Source organism: Streptomyces sp. NPDC059499, from assembly GCF_042749285.1.
GTDB lineage: Bacteria > Actinomycetota > Actinomycetes > Streptomycetales > Streptomycetaceae > Streptomyces.
Window position 1 is genome coordinate 587,677 of the sequence record NZ_JBHYTT010000002.1, and the last position, 17,109, is coordinate 604,785.

The 17,109-nt window shown below is 70.3% G+C and carries 13 protein-coding genes, 3 tRNA genes and 1 pseudogene; 9 read left to right on the plus strand and 8 right to left on the minus strand.

What is annotated here, in order from left to right:
* Positions 1-12: 12 nt before the first annotated feature.
* Positions 13-840, minus strand: a complete 828-nt coding sequence (locus ACFW9O_RS08055) for a glycerophosphodiester phosphodiesterase (protein ID WP_351173112.1) — start codon at positions 838-840, stop codon at positions 13-15.
* A 197-nt stretch (positions 841-1,037) separates the two neighbouring features.
* Between ACFW9O_RS08055 and ACFW9O_RS08060 the strand changes: the two genes are divergently transcribed.
* The gene (locus tag ACFW9O_RS08060; protein WP_384606347.1) at positions 1,038-2,537 is read left to right on the plus strand and encodes a S1C family serine protease; all 1,500 of its coding nucleotides are present in this window, start codon (positions 1,038-1,040) and stop codon (positions 2,535-2,537) included.
* Between the two features lie 159 nt (positions 2,538-2,696).
* Positions 2,697-2,783: transfer RNA gene (locus ACFW9O_RS08065), tRNA-Ser, on the plus strand.
* A 112-nt stretch (positions 2,784-2,895) separates the two neighbouring features.
* Here the strand turns inward: ACFW9O_RS08065 and ACFW9O_RS08070 are convergent.
* On the minus strand, positions 2,896-3,780 hold the full coding sequence (locus ACFW9O_RS08070; RefSeq protein ID WP_351173118.1) for a bifunctional DNA primase/polymerase: 885 nt from the start codon (positions 3,778-3,780) through the stop codon (positions 2,896-2,898).
* Between the two features lie 298 nt (positions 3,781-4,078).
* Here ACFW9O_RS08070 and ACFW9O_RS08075 point away from each other — a divergent pair, with 298 nt between their 5' ends.
* The 3 genes from ACFW9O_RS08075 (at position 4,079) to ACFW9O_RS08085 (ending at position 6,999) form a co-directional block, all read left to right on the plus strand.
* Positions 4,079-4,390 carry a hypothetical protein gene (locus tag ACFW9O_RS08075; RefSeq protein ID WP_384606350.1) on the plus strand — a complete coding sequence of 104 codons (312 nt, stop codon included), beginning with the start codon at positions 4,079-4,081 and terminating at the stop codon, positions 4,388-4,390.
* Between the two features lie 269 nt (positions 4,391-4,659).
* Entirely contained in the window at positions 4,660-5,214 is a 555-nt protein-coding gene (locus ACFW9O_RS08080; RefSeq protein ID WP_384606352.1) for a SigE family RNA polymerase sigma factor, read from the plus strand.
* 138 nt (positions 5,215-5,352) lie between these two features.
* Positions 5,353-6,999: a long-chain fatty acid--CoA ligase gene (locus ACFW9O_RS08085; RefSeq protein WP_351173127.1), complete on the plus strand. Its 1,647-nt coding sequence runs from the start codon at positions 5,353-5,355 to the stop codon at positions 6,997-6,999.
* Positions 7,000-7,093: 94 nt separating this feature from the next.
* Here the strand turns inward: ACFW9O_RS08085 and ACFW9O_RS08090 are convergent, their stop codons facing one another.
* Both ACFW9O_RS08090 and ACFW9O_RS08095 read right to left on the minus strand, forming a co-directional pair.
* Positions 7,094-11,152: a PAS domain-containing protein gene (locus ACFW9O_RS08090; protein ID WP_384606355.1), complete on the minus strand. Its 4,059-nt coding sequence runs from the start codon at positions 11,150-11,152 to the stop codon at positions 7,094-7,096.
* Between the two features lie 257 nt (positions 11,153-11,409).
* The gene (locus ACFW9O_RS08095; protein WP_384606358.1) at positions 11,410-11,880 is read right to left on the minus strand and encodes an SSI family serine proteinase inhibitor; all 471 of its coding nucleotides are present in this window, start codon (positions 11,878-11,880) and stop codon (positions 11,410-11,412) included.
* 301 nt (positions 11,881-12,181) lie between these two features.
* Between ACFW9O_RS08095 and ACFW9O_RS08100 the strand changes: the two genes are divergently transcribed.
* Positions 12,182-12,272 (plus strand) — tRNA-Ser (locus ACFW9O_RS08100).
* A gap of 205 nt (positions 12,273-12,477) precedes the next feature.
* Positions 12,478-12,550: transfer RNA gene (locus tag ACFW9O_RS08105), tRNA-Arg, on the plus strand.
* A gap of 121 nt (positions 12,551-12,671) precedes the next feature.
* Here ACFW9O_RS08105 and ACFW9O_RS08110 read toward each other — a convergent pair.
* Positions 12,672-12,899 (minus strand): hypothetical protein, encoded by a 228-nt coding sequence (locus tag ACFW9O_RS08110; protein ID WP_384606649.1) that lies wholly within the window; start codon positions 12,897-12,899, stop codon positions 12,672-12,674.
* A 117-nt stretch (positions 12,900-13,016) separates the two neighbouring features.
* On the opposite strand from ACFW9O_RS08110, the gene ACFW9O_RS08115 reads away from it, so the two are divergent.
* Positions 13,017-13,415 carry a hypothetical protein gene (locus ACFW9O_RS08115; RefSeq protein WP_384606651.1) on the plus strand — a complete coding sequence of 133 codons (399 nt, stop codon included), beginning with the start codon at positions 13,017-13,019 and terminating at the stop codon, positions 13,413-13,415.
* On the opposite strand, the pseudogene ACFW9O_RS08120 reads toward ACFW9O_RS08115, so the two are convergent.
* Positions 13,407-13,664, minus strand: a pseudogene (locus ACFW9O_RS08120) (transposase family protein); the annotation flags it as partial. The gene ACFW9O_RS08115 and the pseudogene ACFW9O_RS08120 overlap by 9 nt on opposite strands.
* Before the next feature lie 76 nt (positions 13,665-13,740).
* The gene (locus tag ACFW9O_RS08125) at positions 13,741-14,178 is read right to left on the minus strand and encodes a hypothetical protein (RefSeq protein ID WP_384606361.1); all 438 of its coding nucleotides are present in this window, start codon (positions 14,176-14,178) and stop codon (positions 13,741-13,743) included.
* Between the two features lie 325 nt (positions 14,179-14,503).
* Between ACFW9O_RS08125 and ACFW9O_RS08130 the strand changes: the two genes are divergently transcribed.
* Positions 14,504-15,343 carry an IS5 family transposase gene (locus ACFW9O_RS08130; protein WP_384606363.1) on the plus strand — a complete coding sequence of 280 codons (840 nt, stop codon included), beginning with the start codon at positions 14,504-14,506 and terminating at the stop codon, positions 15,341-15,343.
* A gap of 287 nt (positions 15,344-15,630) precedes the next feature.
* Here the strand turns inward: ACFW9O_RS08130 and ACFW9O_RS08135 are convergent, their stop codons facing one another.
* Positions 15,631-16,983: a hypothetical protein gene (locus ACFW9O_RS08135; RefSeq protein WP_384606366.1), complete on the minus strand. Its 1,353-nt coding sequence runs from the start codon at positions 16,981-16,983 to the stop codon at positions 15,631-15,633.
* Positions 16,984-17,109 lie beyond the last annotated feature (126 nt).

Sequence of the window (17,109 nt, forward strand, 5' to 3'; positions counted from 1 at the left end):
CTGTAACTGATACTAAAAGCGACCCAGTTGCGAAAGAACCTGCTTCGGGCGGTTTGTGATGATCGCGTCCACGCCGAGGCTTACGCAGAGCTCGACGTCCTCCGGTTCGTTCACCGTCCATACGTGCACGGAGTGGCCGGCCCGGTGCAGGCGTTCGATGTACCCGGGGTGGCTGCGCACGATCCGCATCCCGGGGCCGGCGATCCGTGCGCCGGCGGGAAGCCGTCCGTCGCGCAACCGCGGAGAGACGAACTGCATCAGGAAGACGGTGGGCAGGGTGGGTGCCGCCGCCCGGATGCGGTACAGGGACCGTGCGGAGAAGCTCATGACGCGTACGGGGGAGGGCCCGCCCGCCGGGGGATTGTCCAGGCCGAACTGCTTGAGCAGCAGGAGGAGGCGTTCCTCCACCTGCCCGGCCCAGCGGGTGGGGTGCTTGGTCTCGATGGCCAGCTGGAGCGGGCGCCCGGTGGCCCGCACCTCGCTGACCAGCTCGAGGAGCCGTTCCAGCGTGAGTACGGAGGTGAGCTCCCCCGGCACCGGATCCCAGTCCGGGGACTCCTCGTGGTCCTTCCACGAACCGAAGTCGAGTGCGGCGAGGTCGGCGAGTTCGAGGGCGGAGACGGCACCGCGCCCGTTGGAGGTGCGGTTCACCCTGCGGTCGTGCACACAGACGAGCTGTCCGTCCGCGGTGAGGCGTACGTCGCACTCCAGGGCGTCGGCGCCGTCCTCGATCGCCTTCCGGTAGGCGGCCAGGGTGTGCTCGGGGGCATCGTCCGAGGCTCCGCGATGGGCGATGACCTGGATGGGAGGGGGCATGCTGTGCTGCCGTGCGTGGGTCACCGCGTCATGGTGCCACCGTGACGCGGCGGGTGCGGGCACCTTGTCACGGGGGACCGTTTTGCCTGATGTAAAGATTGGTGTGCGGATGCACAGGTCCTGCTTACAGTGGCCTGACGTGCTGTGGGAAAAGCTGACCGCAGACACGTGCACAGCGGATCTCTTGCCGAATGCCGAGTGGAACCGAGGAGTAAAGAGCTGTGAGCACCGAGAACGAGGGCAACGAGGGCAACACGGTTCCGTCCGTACCGTCTGTTCCGTCCGTACCTCCCGTGCCGGCTGCCGCTCCTGAGGGCACCCCGCCGGGCGGGCTGCCGGCGGCCGGGGCCACCCCGGCCCCTCCCGCGGACGCGCCGACGGCGCAGTTTCCGGCTGCCGCCGCGCACCAGTCCGGCCCCGAGCCGTCCATGCCGCACCACGAACAGCCTCAGCAGCCCTACGGGCCCCCGTCGCAGCAGCCTCCTGCCGGTCCGGCCTCCTGGCCGCCGCCTCCTCCGGCCGTCCCGTCGTACGCGGACGGCGGCGGCACCCCCGTGTGGGGCGCCCCGGCCGCGGCGGAGCCCGAAGGCCCTCGCAGGCGGCGCGCGAGCGGTCTGATCGCGGCCGTCGCGGCGGCGGCGCTCGTCGCGGGCGGCGTCGGCGGAGCCCTCGGTTACTGGGCCGCCGACAGCAACGGCTCCGGTTCCTCCTCGGGATCGACCACGGTGGCGGCCTCCAACAGCCCGAAGGACTTCAAGCGCGAGGCGGGCACGGTGGCGGGCGTCGCGGCGAACGCGCTGCCCAGCGTGGTCACCATCGACGCGCAGTCCGGCGACGGCGAGGGCGGCACGGGCACCGGCTTCGTGTACGACAAGGAGGGCCACATCCTCACGAACAACCACGTGGTGGCCTCCGCGGCGGACAACGGGCAGCTGACCGCGACGTTCTCCGACGGCAAGAAGTACGACGCCGAGGTGGTCGGCCGGGCCCAGGGCTACGACGTGGCCGTCCTGAAGCTGAAGAACGCTCCGGACGGACTGACTCCGCTGCCCCTCGGTGACTCCGAGAAGGTCGCGGTGGGCGATTCGACCATCGCGATCGGCGCGCCGTTCGGTCTGTCCAACACGGTCACCACCGGCATCATCAGCGCCAAGGACCGTCCCGTCGCCTCCGGTGACGGTTCCAGCAACAAGAACTCGTACATGAGCGCCCTGCAGACCGATGCCTCGATCAACCCGGGCAACTCCGGCGGTCCGCTCCTGGACGCGGGCGGTGCGGTCATCGGCATCAACTCCGCCATCCAGTCGACCTCCGGGGGCGGCGCGGGCCAGTCCCAGGCGGGCTCCATCGGCCTCGGCTTCGCCATCCCGGTCAACCAGGCGAAGAACGTCGCCGAGCAGCTGATCAAGACCGGGCAGCCGGTCTACCCGGTGATCGGAGCGACGGTCACGATGGAGGAGAAGACCGGCGGCGCCACGATCTCGGACCAGGGCGCGGCAGGCACCCCCGCCGTCACGCCGAACGGGCCCGCGGCCAAGGCCGGGTTGAAGGCCGGCGACGTGATCACGAAGTTCAACGACACGGTGGTCGAGAGCGGACCGACCCTGATCGGCGAGATCTGGACCCACAAGCCGGGCGACAAGGTCACGCTCACCTACAAGCGCGACGGCAAGACGGCAACGGCCGAACTCGTCCTGGGCGAGCGCAAGGGCGACAGCTGACCCCGGTCGGGACTGTTCGAACGCCGCACATGGGAGGGGCCGCCGAATCCTCGGCGGCCCCTCCGGCACGTGTGGCCGGCCCCCCTCCGGTCGGTGTTGCCCGGAGGGATCAGCGACCCGGTACGCTGTAGGCGCTCCGACGCAGGTCGGCGGGGCGAGGGTGGGTTGCCCGAGCGGCCTAAGGGAACGGTCTTGAAAACCGTCGTCGCAGCGATGTGACCGTGGGTTCAAATCCCACACCCACCGCAGATGAACGGCCCCTGACCAGGTGATTCGGTCGGGGGCCGTTCTTGTTCGCGTGGCGCGTCGGGTCTGGTGACCGGCCGTCAGTTTCCTGTGCGCCGGGTGCGCGGGGGGTTCACAGGGCCTCGGGGCGTTCCGATGTCAGGCGGGCCGCCGATGCGATCGCCGCGCGGGCCTCCTGTTCGGAGAGGCCCGTGCGGACTGCGGCGTCGGTGAGGGCGTCCGCGAGCGCGTCGCCGAAGCCGTGTTCGTAGGCGCGGCAAGCTGCCCAGAAGAGGCGGGTGTTGCGCTGGCCCTCGTGCGCGGCGAGCACGAACTGGACGAGGCCCTGTCCCTGGCCGGCGCGGGAGGGGCGGCTCGTGGGGTGGTGGGGGCGCGCGGGGGGCGTGAGCAGGCGCAGGAGGGCGCGCGGGCACGGGGCGGGTGAGAGATGGGCCGTGCCGGGGGCGAGCCGGTACCTGCCGTGGGTGGTGACCGATCCGGGTCCGACCAGATAGCCGCCGCTGCCACGGACGTCGATGCCCGGGGCGAGGCGGCTCGCGGAGTTGGGCACGGTGGTGCCGGACGGTCCCGTCAGCCACAGGTGGCGGCCACCGCTGGGGGTCAGCACCGTCACCGTGGCCGGGATGGTGAACAGGTGCTGGAGGGCGATCTGCTGGAGTGCGGCCACGGAGTCGTTGCCGTGTGCCCCGTCGATGTCGAGGTCGATGCCGATGAGGCGGTGGGGAGGCCGTCCGCAGGCGATTCCGTACCCGGTGGCCCGGGGCGCGGCGGCGAAGAGTGCCCGCACCGCGGCCGGGTCGGTCGTGGCGTCGTGGACGCCGTGACCGGGCAGTCCGCAGGCGCCCCGGCAGCGTACGGGAGGGTCCTCGCCGTGATGCGGGGAGCGCAGTGCGGGGAGCTTGGTCGCGGACAGGGGGAAGACGGGGAGCCCGCGTTCGGCGGCGGAGAGCGCGTGCGCCAGGGCCAGGGTGGCGGTCTGCCGGTCGATGGTGGCCATGCCTCTATGTTCGTACAGATGTTCGAAGAAGGGAAGAGGGACGGAGGGCGCGCGGGGCGGCGGAACGCTTCTTCCTGTGCGGTGCGTGGAGTGGAGGTGTGTGCCGACTTGTGGGTGTGGGAGAGGTTTATCGGGTGTTCCTCATGCTTGCGAGGGAATCGTGAACTGTGGGTGGTTCGCCATGGATTCGGTGGGCAACTTTCGTCTCGCGACGTCGTGACCAGCACCGAGGCGGTCGGCCAACTGCTTCGGAACCAGCCGTACCAAGCCGCACTTTCGGTTCCTGGAGGAAATTGACATGGCAAGCACCCGTACCGCTCGTACCCTCGCCGCCGTTGCCGCCCTGCCTCTCGCTGCCGCACTGTTCGGCGGTGTCGCGATCGCCGACAACGGCTCGTTCGCGAGCGACGGATCGAACGCGGCGGTGGCGACGATCGGGACCGCCGGGGTCGGAGGGAACAACTCCGGCAATTCATCGACCTCGCAGCAACAGGCCGTCGGCTCCGGCGCGTCGAACCACAGCAATTCGGCCCAGGTGAGCGGATCGGCCTTCACCGCGATCGACCAGTCCACGGACATCGTCGCGGTCAACTTCACGCCGCTCTGGTGAGCGCCCGGCCGAGGGTGCCGGGGGGTCGACACCCGGCCGGCTGAGCGGCGGTCCGCGGGGCGGCACTCCGGTGCGCCCCGCGGACCGCTGTCCGCCTGTCCGGGCGGGGCGCCCGGGCGGTCCTTCCCCGGGGTGAGGACCCTGAGGGTGGCCGGCGGTCCCTCCACCTTCAGGAGGTGGAGCCTGCCCCACCCCTACAACCTGAGGCGGACGCCGCTTCGGGACCTGGGGCCGATCCCCTCGGCGGGGCCCGCTCCTAGCGTGGAGACATGACCACGCCAGTCTGCACCGGCGCCTCCAGGGCAGTCGCTGCTTCCGCCGGACACCCGCGTTACACGTCGTTCTCGTCGTACGTACGGGCACGGGGCCCCGTACTGCTGCGTACCGCCCGTTCCCTCACCGCCAACCCGAGCGATGCCGAGGATCTGCTGCAGACCGCTCTCACCAAGACGTACGTCGCCTGGGAGCGGATCGAGGACCACCGGGCGCTCGACGGATACGTCCGCCGGGCCCTGGTGAACACCCGCACCTCTCAGTGGCGCAAGCGCAAGGTCGACGAGTTCGCCTGCGAGGAACTGCCCGAGAAGGAGGCCGCTCCCGCGCCGGATCCCGCCGAGCAGCAGGTGCTGCACGACGCGATGTGGCGTGCCGTGATGAAGCTCCCGGACCGCCAGCGGGCCATGGTCGTCCTGCGGTACTACGAGGACCTCAGCGAGGCCCAGACGGCCGATGTCCTCGGGGTGTCCATAGGTACGGTCAAGAGCGCCGTGTCCCGTGCGCTCCGGAAGCTGCGCGAGGATCCCGGGCTCAATCCGGTCCGATGACGCCGGACACGTGCCCGTGACGGCCCGATTTTGCCGACCGACACCGATTCGTACTCCCGGGACTAGTGACATACCAAGTGGTATGTGAGCAGAATCAGCGCAACCTTACTGCCGCGTAGCGCCCACCGGGAGGACGCCGTGCTGAGCACCATGCAGGACGTACCGCTGACTGTGACCCGCATCCTGACGCACGGGATGACCATCCATGGGAAGTCACAGGTCACGACCTGGACCGGCGAACCAGAGCCGCAACGGCGCAGTTTCGCCGAGATCGGCAGGCGCGCCACACAGCTGGCCCACGCCCTGCGCGACGAACTCGGCATCGACGGCGACCAGCGCGTCGCCACCCTCATGTGGAACAACGCGGAGCACGTGGAGGCGTACCTCGCGATTCCCTCCATGGGCGCCGTGCTGCACACGCTGAACCTCAGGCTGCCTGCCGAGCAGCTGGTGTGGATCGTCAACCACGCGGACGACAAGGTCGTTCTCGTCAACGGTTCGCTGCTGCCGCTCCTCGTGCCGCTGCTCCCCAGCCTGCCGTCCATCGAGCACGTGGTCGTCGCCGGGCCGGGCGACCGCTCCGGGCTCGAGGGAATCGCGCCGCGGGTGCACGAGTACGAGGACCTGATCGCCGGCCGCCCCACCACGTACGACTGGCCCGAGCTGGACGAACGCCAGGCCGCCGCCATGTGCTACACCTCCGGGACCACCGGGGATCCCAAGGGCGTCGTCTACTCCCACCGGTCCGTCTACCTGCACTCCATGCAGGTCAACATGTCCGAGTCGATGGGTCTGACGGACAAGGACACGACCCTGGTGGTCGTCCCCCAGTTCCACGTGAACGCCTGGGGGCTGCCGCACGCGACGTTCATGACCGGCGTCAACATGCTCATGCCCGACCGCTTCCTCCAGCCTGCCCCGCTCGCCGACATGATCGAGCAGGAGAGGCCGACGCACGCGGCCGCCGTTCCCACGATCTGGCAGGGCCTGCTGGCCGAGGTCACCGCGAAACCGCGCGACCTCACCTCCATGGCGAACGTCACCATCGGCGGCGCCGCCTGTCCGCCCTCCCTGATGGAGGCCTACGACAAGCTGGGCGTCCGCCTCTGCCACGCCTGGGGAATGACGGAGACCTCACCGCTCGGCACCATGGCCAACCCGCCCGCCGGACTGACCGCCGAGGAGGAGTGGCCGTACCGCGTCACCCAGGGCCGGTTCCCGGCCGGGGTCGAAGGGCGTCTGGTCGGCCCGGGCGGCGAGCACCTGCCCTGGGACGGGGAGTCCGCGGGTGAACTGGAAGTCCGCGGCCCCTGGATCGCCGGCTCGTACTACGGCGGTGCGAACGGTGAGGACCTGCGCCCCGAGGACAAGTTCAGCGAGGACGGCTGGCTGAAGACCGGCGACGTCGGTGTGATCAGCGCCGACGGCTTCCTCACGCTCACCGACCGCGCCAAGGACGTCATCAAGTCCGGCGGGGAGTGGATCTCCAGCGTCGACCTGGAGAACGCGATCATGGCGCACCCCGATGTGGCGGAGGCTGCGGTCGTCGCCGTCCCCGACGACAAGTGGGGTGAGCGCCCGCTCGCGACGGTCGTCCTGAAGGAGGGCGCCACGGCCGACTACGCGGCGCTCAGGACCTTCCTCGCCCAGTCCGTCGCCAAGTGGCAGCTGCCGGAGCGCTGGTCGATCATTCCGGCGGTGCCGAAGACGAGCGTGGGCAAGTTCGACAAGAAGGTGATCCGCAAGCAGTACGCGGACGGCGAGCTGGACGTCACCCAGCTCTGAGCCGAACCGCTGGACACGGGCGAGGGCGGTACGGGTCTTCCCGTACCGCCCTCGTCGTACGCGTCCGTCCGTCGGCCTCTTCCGAGGCCGACCGTCAGTTGGTCCCTATCTTCGCCAGCAGATCCACGATGCGGGACTGCACCTCGTCGCTCGTGGAGCGCTCGGCCAGGAACAGAACCGTCTCGCCCGAACCGAGCCTCGGCAGATCCGCCTCGTCCATGCCGGAGGTGTAGACGACCAGCGGCGTGCGGTTCAACTGGCCGTTCGCGCGCAGCCAGTCGATGATCCCGGCACGTCGGCGACGTACCTGCATCAGGTCCATCACCACCAGGTTCGGCCGCATCCGCGTGGCGAGCTCGACCGCCTCGCTGTCACCCGACGCCCGCGCGGCCTGCATGCCGCGGCGCTCCAGCGTCTCCGTGAGCGCCAGCGCGATCTCCTCGTGCTCGTCGATCACCAGCACCCGCGGCGGATGCTGGTCACTGTCGCGCGGGGCGAGTGCCTTGAGGAGCACGGCGGGGTCGGCACCGTACGCGGCTTCCCTGGTCGCCTGCCCCAGACCGGCCGTCACCAGCACCGGAACCTCCGCGGCCACGGCCGCCTGGCGCAGCGACTGCAGAGCCGTACGGGTGATCGGACCGGTCAGCGGGTCGACGAACAGCGCGGCGGGGAACGCCGCGATCTGGGCGTCGACCTCCTCGCGGGAGTGCACGATCACCGGACGGTAGCCGCGGTCGCTGAGGGCCTGCTGGGTGGAGACGTCCGGGGCGGGCCAGACGAGCAGCCGCCGCGGGTTGTCCAGAGGCTCGGGGGGCAGTTCGTCGTCGACGTGGAGCGGCTGGGGCCGGTTGGCCACCTCGACCGCGCCACCGGGTCCGTCCAGCGGCTCCGGCCCTTCGGCGCCCTCGTCGGGAGCGCCTATGGCGTACGAGCGCCCCTCGGCCGCGGGGGCGGACAGCAGCTGACCCGAGCCGGAGCCCTGGGTGGTGCCGCCCGGTGCGGCACCCGCCGGCGCGCCCGCGGATCCGGGCCTGGCCGGAGCGACGGGCGACGGGACGGGCTGCGGCGCCGCGGGCGGCACCGGGGGCTCGGCCTCCGGAGGGGCGGCGAGCTTACGGCGGCGTCCGGCACCGCCGAGCGTCTGGTTCTGCTGGTGCGCGAGGTGCTGCGCGAACGGCACACCCTGGCCCAGCGTCCGCACGCTGAACGCGCGTCCCTGCGTCGAGTCCGACGACGCGGGCGACGGCGCCTCGGCGGGCAGCGGCTGGCGCCGCGCGTCCGGTACGGGGACCCGCACGGCCACGGGGGCGTCCGCAGGGCCCTGCGCTTCCGGCGCGGACGCGTCGTCGGCTGCAGGATGCGGAGCCGCTACGGACGCGGCTGCGGCCCCGGGCCCGGAGGGAGCGCCGGCCGCGGGGGGAGCAGCGATGGTGCCCGTGGTGTGCGTGGTGCTGTCCGGGCCCACCCAGGATTCGTCGGAAGGCTGGGCAGGGACGTCGACGGCGTCCGCCACGTCCAGACCCTGTCCCGAGGTGCCGGACTGCGACCAGTCGGGCTGCGGAGGGACGGCGGGCAGCGGCTGCCCGGGGACGGAGTGGTCCGGCCGGTCCTGCTGCTCCTGCACGTCGGCTGCGCGCGCCCTGCGGCGACCCGACGGCACGGGGTGCGCCTGCGGCGGTGTGTGGTCCGCGTCCGGTGTGCTCCGTACGGTGTCGTGGCGCTCGGGCAGCGGGACGGACGGCCCGCCCTGCGCGACGGGCGGGACCCGGTCCGCATCGGCGGGAGGCAGCGCGAACGCCGTACGCGGCTGTGCGGGCTCTGCCGGAGCGGAGTGCTCCGGCGCAGCCGAGAGCGCCCTCCGGGCCCGTCGCCCACCGGTCTGCTGTGCCTCTTGTCCCTGTGCCTGACCCTGGTGGGCCTGCTGGGCTCCGGCGTCGGCCGACGCGAGGGCCGGGAGAGCGCGCTGATTCCCGCCGCCGGGACGCGTCTGCCTGCCCTGGGCCTCCTGCGGCACACCCTGCGGAGGCACGGTCTGTCCGCGCTGCGGGCGGCCACCCCCGCCCTGCGCACCCTCGGCCGCCGTCACCACGGAGCCTTCGGAGGGAGCCGGAGGAGTCGCGGAGGCAGGGGAGGGCGCCGGAAGAGCCAGGGCCTCCCGGGGCCGGTCCGCCTGAGCCTGAGCCTCCGACTCCGCAGGGCTGGGCCGCCCGCGCCTGCGCCCGGAGCCCTCGCTCCGCTGGGGCGCGACTTCCTGTTCCTGCTGCTCCTGTGGCACGGCCGGTCCGCGACGCGCCCTGCGCCGCCCCGTCGGCTCGCCCGCCGCGGCCTCTCCTGCCTCGGCAGCCGCGTCCACGGGGCTTTCCAGGAACGCGTCCGTCGACGCCCTCCGGGCCCTGCGCCGGTTGCCGCCGGCACCACTGGTCGCGGGCTGGGGGGCGGCTTCCGGCAGCGCCTCCTCGGGCACAGGAACGGGCTCAGGCACCGGCGGGGGCGCAAGCGTCCCGGAGCCCGCGCCGAGCGGCACCTCCAGGACGTACGCACTGCCGCTCATTCCGGGCATCTCGTGCGTCTGGAGCACACCGGCGTGGGCCCGCACGATCCCGCGCACGATCGGCACGTGCACGGGGTCTCCCCCGGCGAACGGTCCGCGCACCTCGATCCGTACGACGTCACCGCGCTGCGCCGCGGCCACGACCACCGTCGAGTCGACGTAGCCGCCGCCCGGCACCAGCCGCGCCTTGCCGGTCGAGTCGACACCCGCCACGTCCGCGACGAGGTGGGCGAGCGCCGTGATCAGCCGGCCCGGGTCGACCTCGGCCTCGATCGGGGGCGCGTGGACCGCGAACTGCGCGCGGCCGGGGCCGATCAGCTCGACCGCACCGTCGATACCGGCCGTCACCACCGAGTCGAGCAGCACCGTCTGCTTGACGAGCGCCTCCGTGCCGTCGTCCAGACGCTGGTAGCTCAGCACGTTGTCGACGAGCGTCGTCATCCGGGCGTAGCCCGCGGCGAGGTGGTGCAGGATCTGGTTGGCCTCGGGCCACAGCTGGCCGGCCGGGTCGGCGGCGAGCATCGAGAGCTCGCCGCGCAGCTCCTCCAGCGGGCCGCGCAGGGATTCGCCGAGCACCGCGGTCAGCTGGGTGTGCCGCTCGCCCAGTTCGGAGAGCTGATCGGCCTGTTCCTCCAGCTCGGAGGCGTAGCGCTCGGTCCGGTCGGCCAGCTCGGCCGCGTGGCGTTCGGTCAGCCCGGCGACCTCGGCACGGTGGCTCTCGGTGAGCTCGGCGACCTCGGCGGCGTGCCGTTCGGTCAGCCCGGTGACCTCGTCGGTGTGCTGTTCCGTCAGTTCCTCGTAGGGCCTGCGGTCGGTGAAGGTCATCACCGCGCCGACCAGCTGGTCCCCGTCGCGCACGGGCGCGGTCGTGAGGTCGACCGGCACCTGCGCGCCGCTCTTGGACCAGAGGACCTGGCCGCGCACCCGGTGCTTGCGGCCGGACTTGAGCGTGTCGGCGAGCGGGGACTCCTCGTACGGGAAGGGGTCGCCCTCCGCGCGCGAGTGCAGGATCAGCGGGTGGAGTTCCTTGCCGCCGAGGTCGCTGGCGCGGAAGCCGAGGATCTGTGCGGCGGCGGGGTTGACGAGGACGACCCGCCCGTCCGTGTCCGTACCGACGACGCCTTCGGAGGCGGCCCGCAGGATCATCTCGGTCTGGCGCTGCGAACGGGCCAGCTCGGCCTCGGTGTCGACGGTGCCCGAAAGATCCCGTACGACGAGCATGAGCAGCTCGTCGCCGGTGAAGTTGGAGTGGATGTCGTTGTATCCGGCCTGGCCGCTGTCGAGGCTCGCGCTGGTGACCTCGACCGGGTACTCGGTGCCGTCGGTCCGGCGCGCGGTCATCCGCGTCGGCTTGGTCCTGCCCTGCTCGTCCGCAGTCTCCGGCCTGCGCATCGACCCCGGGATCAGCCTGGAGTCGAACTCCGGAAGCAGATCGAGCAGTCCGCGTCCCACGAGCGCGGTGCCCGGGGTCTCGAACATCTCGAGGGCGATGGTGTTGGCGTTGACGACCGTGCCGTTGCAGTTGACGAGCAGGAGCCCGTCCGGGAGGGCGTCGAGTATGGCTGCGAGGCGAGCAGCGCCTCGGGATGGCCTGCTGCTCACGAGACGCTTCCTCCCTGAATACCGCACCTTGCCGACAGCGGGCCCCATCCTGCCCCTCGGGCCTCAGGCTGTCACGAAAGGAGTCTAAAGGCACCGAGGGCACATGGGGCGGCGGATGAGGGGGAGCTCTCACCAAGGTTCTGTGCACACGGTGTACGCCGGTGGTCCATTTCATGACCGCGGGCGCCCCCTGTGACGTGCGGCGACGCGCACCGGTGGTCCCGGCAGGAGGCGCCGTACACGCCCCGCGGAGCCGGTTACCTGGCGGAGGGGAGCACCGGCACGAGGTTGTTCCAGCGCGAGATCTCGCAGCCGTTGGCCCGGCTGAACCGCGCGTCGACGTTCTCCCCCTGCCAGGTCCCCTGGACCCGGGCGGCGGCCGGCCCGCCCGCCTGCTGCGTGCACATGGCGTTCCGGTCCGTCGGTACGAAGGGGTTGTCGCCCGCCTCCGCCGCGTCCGCCAGCAGGTCGCAGGCGCGCTGAGCCGTGGGGTGGGTGCCGCCGGCCGGGTCGCACTCCAGCTCGAACGTTCCGTCGGCCGTCGGATTGCCCGACTCCGAGACCGTCACCGTGAGCCGGGTCCGCGTGTCCTGCCCACCCGTCCAGTCACCCTGGAGAACGGGGAGCGGGGGCAGCGGCAGGAGAGGGGTCACGGCCGTTGCGGCGGGAGCGGCGGCCGACAGTGCGGCGAAGGACGCGACGGCGGTGAGCGTGAGACGGCGCAGCATGCGGGGCTCCTGTTGTTCTGGCGCACCGAGGGGGCGCGCCGGGCCGCTCCGGTGCACGCCGGGTGGGTGCGCGCGCCGGGCGGAGGGACGGTGGCGGACAGAGGGCGGAGCCCTCGCCATCTCTAACGCTCCGCGCGTCCGCACGTTGCGCAACTCCTGGGGGGCCGACCGGATCGCCGCGCTGCCGGGCGGCGCTTTGCCTCGCCGCCCGCCTGCCTAGTACCGTGGGCGGCGATTGGTGACAGCGCGCTCGACTGTGTCATCATCTGCACGCACCACTCGCGCTCGCGCGGGGTGTGCTGGAGGCGTCGCCTAGTCCGGTCTATGGCGCCGCACTGCTAATGCGGTTTGGGTCTTAAAGCCCATCGAGGGTTCAAATCCCTCCGCCTCCGCAAGATCCCGAAGCCCCGCACCTCTGGTGCGGGGCTTCGGTCGTACTACTGGTCCGGAGGTGTCCCGCGGGCGGGCCGCAGGCCTGCTCCAGGACAGCGTTTTCGCAGGTCAGGAGCGGTATGGCTAATGGATTTCGCGTGACGGCGCAGGTCATGTAATGTTGTTCCCGCAACGCCGACCAGGCAGAAAAGCCCGGAACGCCAAGCACTCGTAGCTTAACGGATAGAGCATCTGACTACGGATCAGAAGGTTGCAGGTTCGAATCCTGCCGAGTGCACACAGCTCAAAGGCCCCCTGGACATCGTCCAGGGGGTCTTTGACATCAGCGGGTGACATCAACGCCCCCTGGGATGCCCCAGGACTGCACTTCACGTACGTCGGCCGGGCCGACGACGTGATCAAGGCATCCGACTACAAGATCTTGCCGATGGGGCGTCGCCCAAGGCGTCGTCCATCTGATCCGCAGCCGCGCGCAGCGTCGTGCCCATCACGTGCGCGTAGGTGTCCAGCGTCATGGTGATGGTGCTGTGGCCCTGATTGAGTTCCTGCGCCGGGTCGGCCTGCCGGATGCCGAGATGCTGGTCGATGACCCGCAGATGGTCGAGTGGCGGGGTGGCCGCGCCCATGAGTGGGACGCGGCCTGACACGAAGGACCGCTGATCACGACAGGGTGTATCGCGATGGTGCGAAGAAAAAGATCTCGGTGTCTTCACTTTCCTCATGGGCGTCATGATGATCTCTCCATGACGCAACACCCCGAGGACACCATGCGCACCAGCATCATCACCGCGCTCATCGCGGCAAGCTTGCTCGCTTCGCTCACCGCGTGCGGCAGCGGCGACCCGTCCTACACCGTCCGCCTGGATCGCAACAAGGATGGTTCGGCCATGGCCTATTTGAACCTACCCGATGCCACCACCGACGAAGCGGAGGCGGCAATCCGCGACTACGCCAGCACTATCAGCGGATCAGAGTGGGTGACCATCCTGATTTCTGACGAGACCGGCCCCGACGGGGGGCTCATATGTAGCGCCACGTGGATGAAGGATGAGAAGGCCGCGCAGAAGTGGGGCGGTCGCTTCAAGTCCGACACGTGGCCCGGTCTCGATGTGCGGTGCCCCGGGGCAGGTGAGGTTGCGTGAGGAGGCGCCGACTTCCGGTCCCGCACCAGGATCAGGGTGCCGTCCACGATCCACAGCCGTTCCACGGCGTCGGCGGGACGGGTGGCCGGCTCTATCGCTAGGAGCGGCCGCAGCCGATGGATGGCCCGGCATACGGTGGCCGGCGAGCAGCCGAACAGCGGCGCGAGCTGCCGCATCGTGAGGTTGGTCCGGTAGTAGACGGGCCACCAGCAATACCCGGTCCGCCAGCGGCAGGCACCGCGGCCGACCCTTCCTCGCCTTCGTCGGCATAGCCGTAACCCTCATCTGCCACCGCCGCCTCGTCCGCGTGGACAGGCAGGACCAGTCAGTGTGAGGCTCCGACACTGCTGACCCAGACGTGGAAGGGTGCGAACTCCGACTCGGTCTCGGTCTGCTCCGAGCGGCTCTTCACGTCCTCCAGGTCCGACCACGCGATGGAACCGGGCTCGCTGTCTGCCAAAAAGCCCTCGACGATCGGACCGAGGTCGTCGGAAGCCACATAGGTACCGCCGAACGGCAACGCGTCCGGGGGCACGGAACCGGTCGAGCACCGGAGCTGCCCGGCCTGTTCGTCGTGCCACACGTAGAACGTCGCCGCCCCGGAGAAATTCAGACCAAGAATGCGCTCCTGGATGGCTGCAGCAGTCCGCTCGAAGGCAGCCACCACCTCGGCGGCGGACAACGAGCTCCTGTCCTCGTCCACCGCACCCAGCGACCAGGTATTGGTCTCCCACTCCACCCGCCGGTCAGCTGGCTCAAGCACCAAGGGCTCGTCCGCCACCTCAGCAATCCACGTCAACAGCACAGCAGCAGTATCCCTGCATTGCTCGGGGCCCAACGGCGTCTATAAGAAACGATGTCTAAGAGGGTGTTTAGCTCATATTTGGGCCGCTGTGCCCGGGTGTGGGTCTGGACTTGCCTGGGGCTGGGGATGCTGGCTTGAATGGTGGTGCACGAGTCGTGGTTCTCGCGCCGTCTTGGCCTGGCTACTCCTGTTTCATCCCAGGACGCCGGTTCGTGCGCCGTGTGCTTCGGGCGCCGGTGTCTGCGCCCGGGCCTGCCGGGTCATCAGTGGGTAGCCCGAAATCGTGTCTGAACGTCGTCGTTATCCCAGTGATCTGTCCGATGCCCGGTGGGAGTTGGTCGAGCCGGTCCTGACCGCCTGGCGGTCCGAGCGCCGCGGCCGCGGCCTGGACATCGGCCGGCCACCGGATCACGACCTGCGCAGTCTGCTGGATGCGGTCCTCTACGTGAACCGGACCGGGATCCCGCGGCGCTATCTGCCGCACGACTACCCGCACTGGAACACGGTCTACGCCTACTTCGCCCGCTGGCAGGCGGAAGGCGTCTTCGACCAGCTCAACAGCTTGCTGAGGCGTCAAGTCCGCAGACAGGAAGGCCGGGAGGATGAGCCGACCGCATGTGTCATCGACTCCCAGAGCATCAAGACCTCCACCAACGTCCCCGCGGCCGGGCAGGGTATCGACGCCGGGAAGAAGATCGTCGGCCGCAAGCGGAGCATCGTCATCGACACTGTCGGCCTGCTTCTGACGGTGCTGGTCACCGCCGCGAGCGTGCAGGACTCGATCGCCGGCCGGACCCTGATCGAAAGGGTCGCGGTCGAGCATCCCACCGTTCGCAAGACCTGGGTCGACGGTGGCTACCGCCAGCACCTCGTCGAGCACGCCGCCACCCTCGGCATCGATATGCACATCGTTCGCCGCGACCCCACGACCAGGGGATTCTCTGTCCTGCCCCGCCGCTGGACCGTCGAGCGAACCCTCGGCTGGCTCATGAACCACCGCCGTCTCGCCCGCGACTACGAGGCCAAGCCCTATCGCTCCGAAGCCATGATCCAGCTCGCAATGATCAACCTCATGACCCGCAGACTCACCGCCGAATCCACCCCCACATGGCGCGGCGCATGAACCCTCCCGCAACATGGCAATCCGGGATGAAACAACGGGATGAAACGCCCTCTAAGGCGCCAGCCGAAGCCTGGCATCAGCGCCTGACATCAACGTCGGCGCACACGGGAGCACGCAAACATGTCCCGGTGGCCACGCCAGGCCGTGTGATGTGTGGGCGCACCCGCCTACGGATCAGAAGGTTGCAGGTTCGAATCCTGCCGAGTGCACAGCAGGCCAGAGGCCCTCAGGAGAAATCCTGAGGGCCTCTCGCGTTGCCCGTACAGCAGCGAAGTACGGCAACCGTGTCAGCCGGTTCCGCCCATCGGGTCGGACACCCGGGTGTGTTCGCCCTCGCGGCCGTCCGCGAGGAACTCCACCAGCGCCGTGGCGACGAGCCAGACCAGTGTGATGGTGAGGACGACCAGCGCCGTCGGGTAGCTCCACAGGACGTACGTCAGGACCGCCAGGCCGACCAGGATCCAGGTGATCCACGCGCGGTGGCGTCGCAGGAACGGTCCGACCGGGCCCGTGCGCATGCCCATGCGGTCGGCGGTGGAGCGGACCGCCCCGATGCCGGAGTGCCACGACTGCCGTACGAAGGTCGCCGAGCGGCCGGGGCCGCTCAGCCAGGCGGCCAGGGCGACCACCACGCCGAGCGTCACCGCCATGCGGACCGTGGTGCGCAGATAGCGCGTGAGCGTGTCGTAGACGGACTCGGCGGCGGCCTGCGAGACGGTGTCGGGCAGTGCGTTCAGATAGGCCACGCGGAAGACGGTCAGGCTCAGGCCGAGCATCAGCACGGCGAAGGCGAAGCCGAGCGCCGCGGTCACGAGAACGCGCCGGCGGTGCCTGGACAGCAGGACTCCGGCCGCGATGAGGACCACCGAGAGCACGGGCAGCCAGAACCCGGCGATCTGCAGGACCCGGAAGTACGTCTTGACGTTGCCGATGTTGTCGACGCGCAGCACCGTGAAGTCGGTGTGCACCTCGGGGATCTTCGAAGCCACCGTCATGCCTGCGTCGACGAGGCGTTGTTCGACCTGTGCGACGACCGGGCCGAGGTCGACGGAGACCGAGTTGTCGTTGATCTTCACCGCACCGCCGCCGGAGCCCGTGAGGGCCTTCTCGACGGCCACGTGGATGCGCCGGTTGGCCTGGATCCAGATGTTCTCGAAGGTCTCGGAGGCGATGACCTCCTGCGACTTGTCGTGGACGAAGCTGCGGACGGCACTCTCCAGTGAGTTGCCGAGCTTGCCGAGCGCCTTCTGGACCAGCGGACGGTCCGCGGGTGCCACGCCTTCGAGCAGGGTCGGCAGGTCGATGTGCTGCATCACCGCGTCGGTGACCCTGTTCGCCGCGGCGTTCTGGATGGCGGGGTCGGAGGCGAGCGGCGTGACCGTGTCCACGTAGCGGTCCTTGTCGCCCACGATGTCCGCCGCCCAGGAAGCGAACGCGGCATGCGGAGCGAGAACGCAGCCGATGATGATGAGCAGCGCGGAGAAGAAGGAGCGCCACCGGTGGTGGGGCGCCCGGGCGGTTTTGTCGGCCTCCAGCGCGTCGACGCGTGACCGTAGTACGTCCAGCTCGGGCTGTTCGCCTGCGGCCCCCGAAGCGTCAGGCTCCTTGCCGTCCGGACCCGCTGACCTGTCGTCCGGCATGGCGCGCCTCCGGGTGTGTCTGGTGGTTTGCTGCCAGCACATCCCGGAGGCCGGACACGCGCGAGCGCTCGGCGGCCGTCAGGGTGAAGGGCACAGTGGCGCCACGGAGCCGGCAACCAGGGTCGC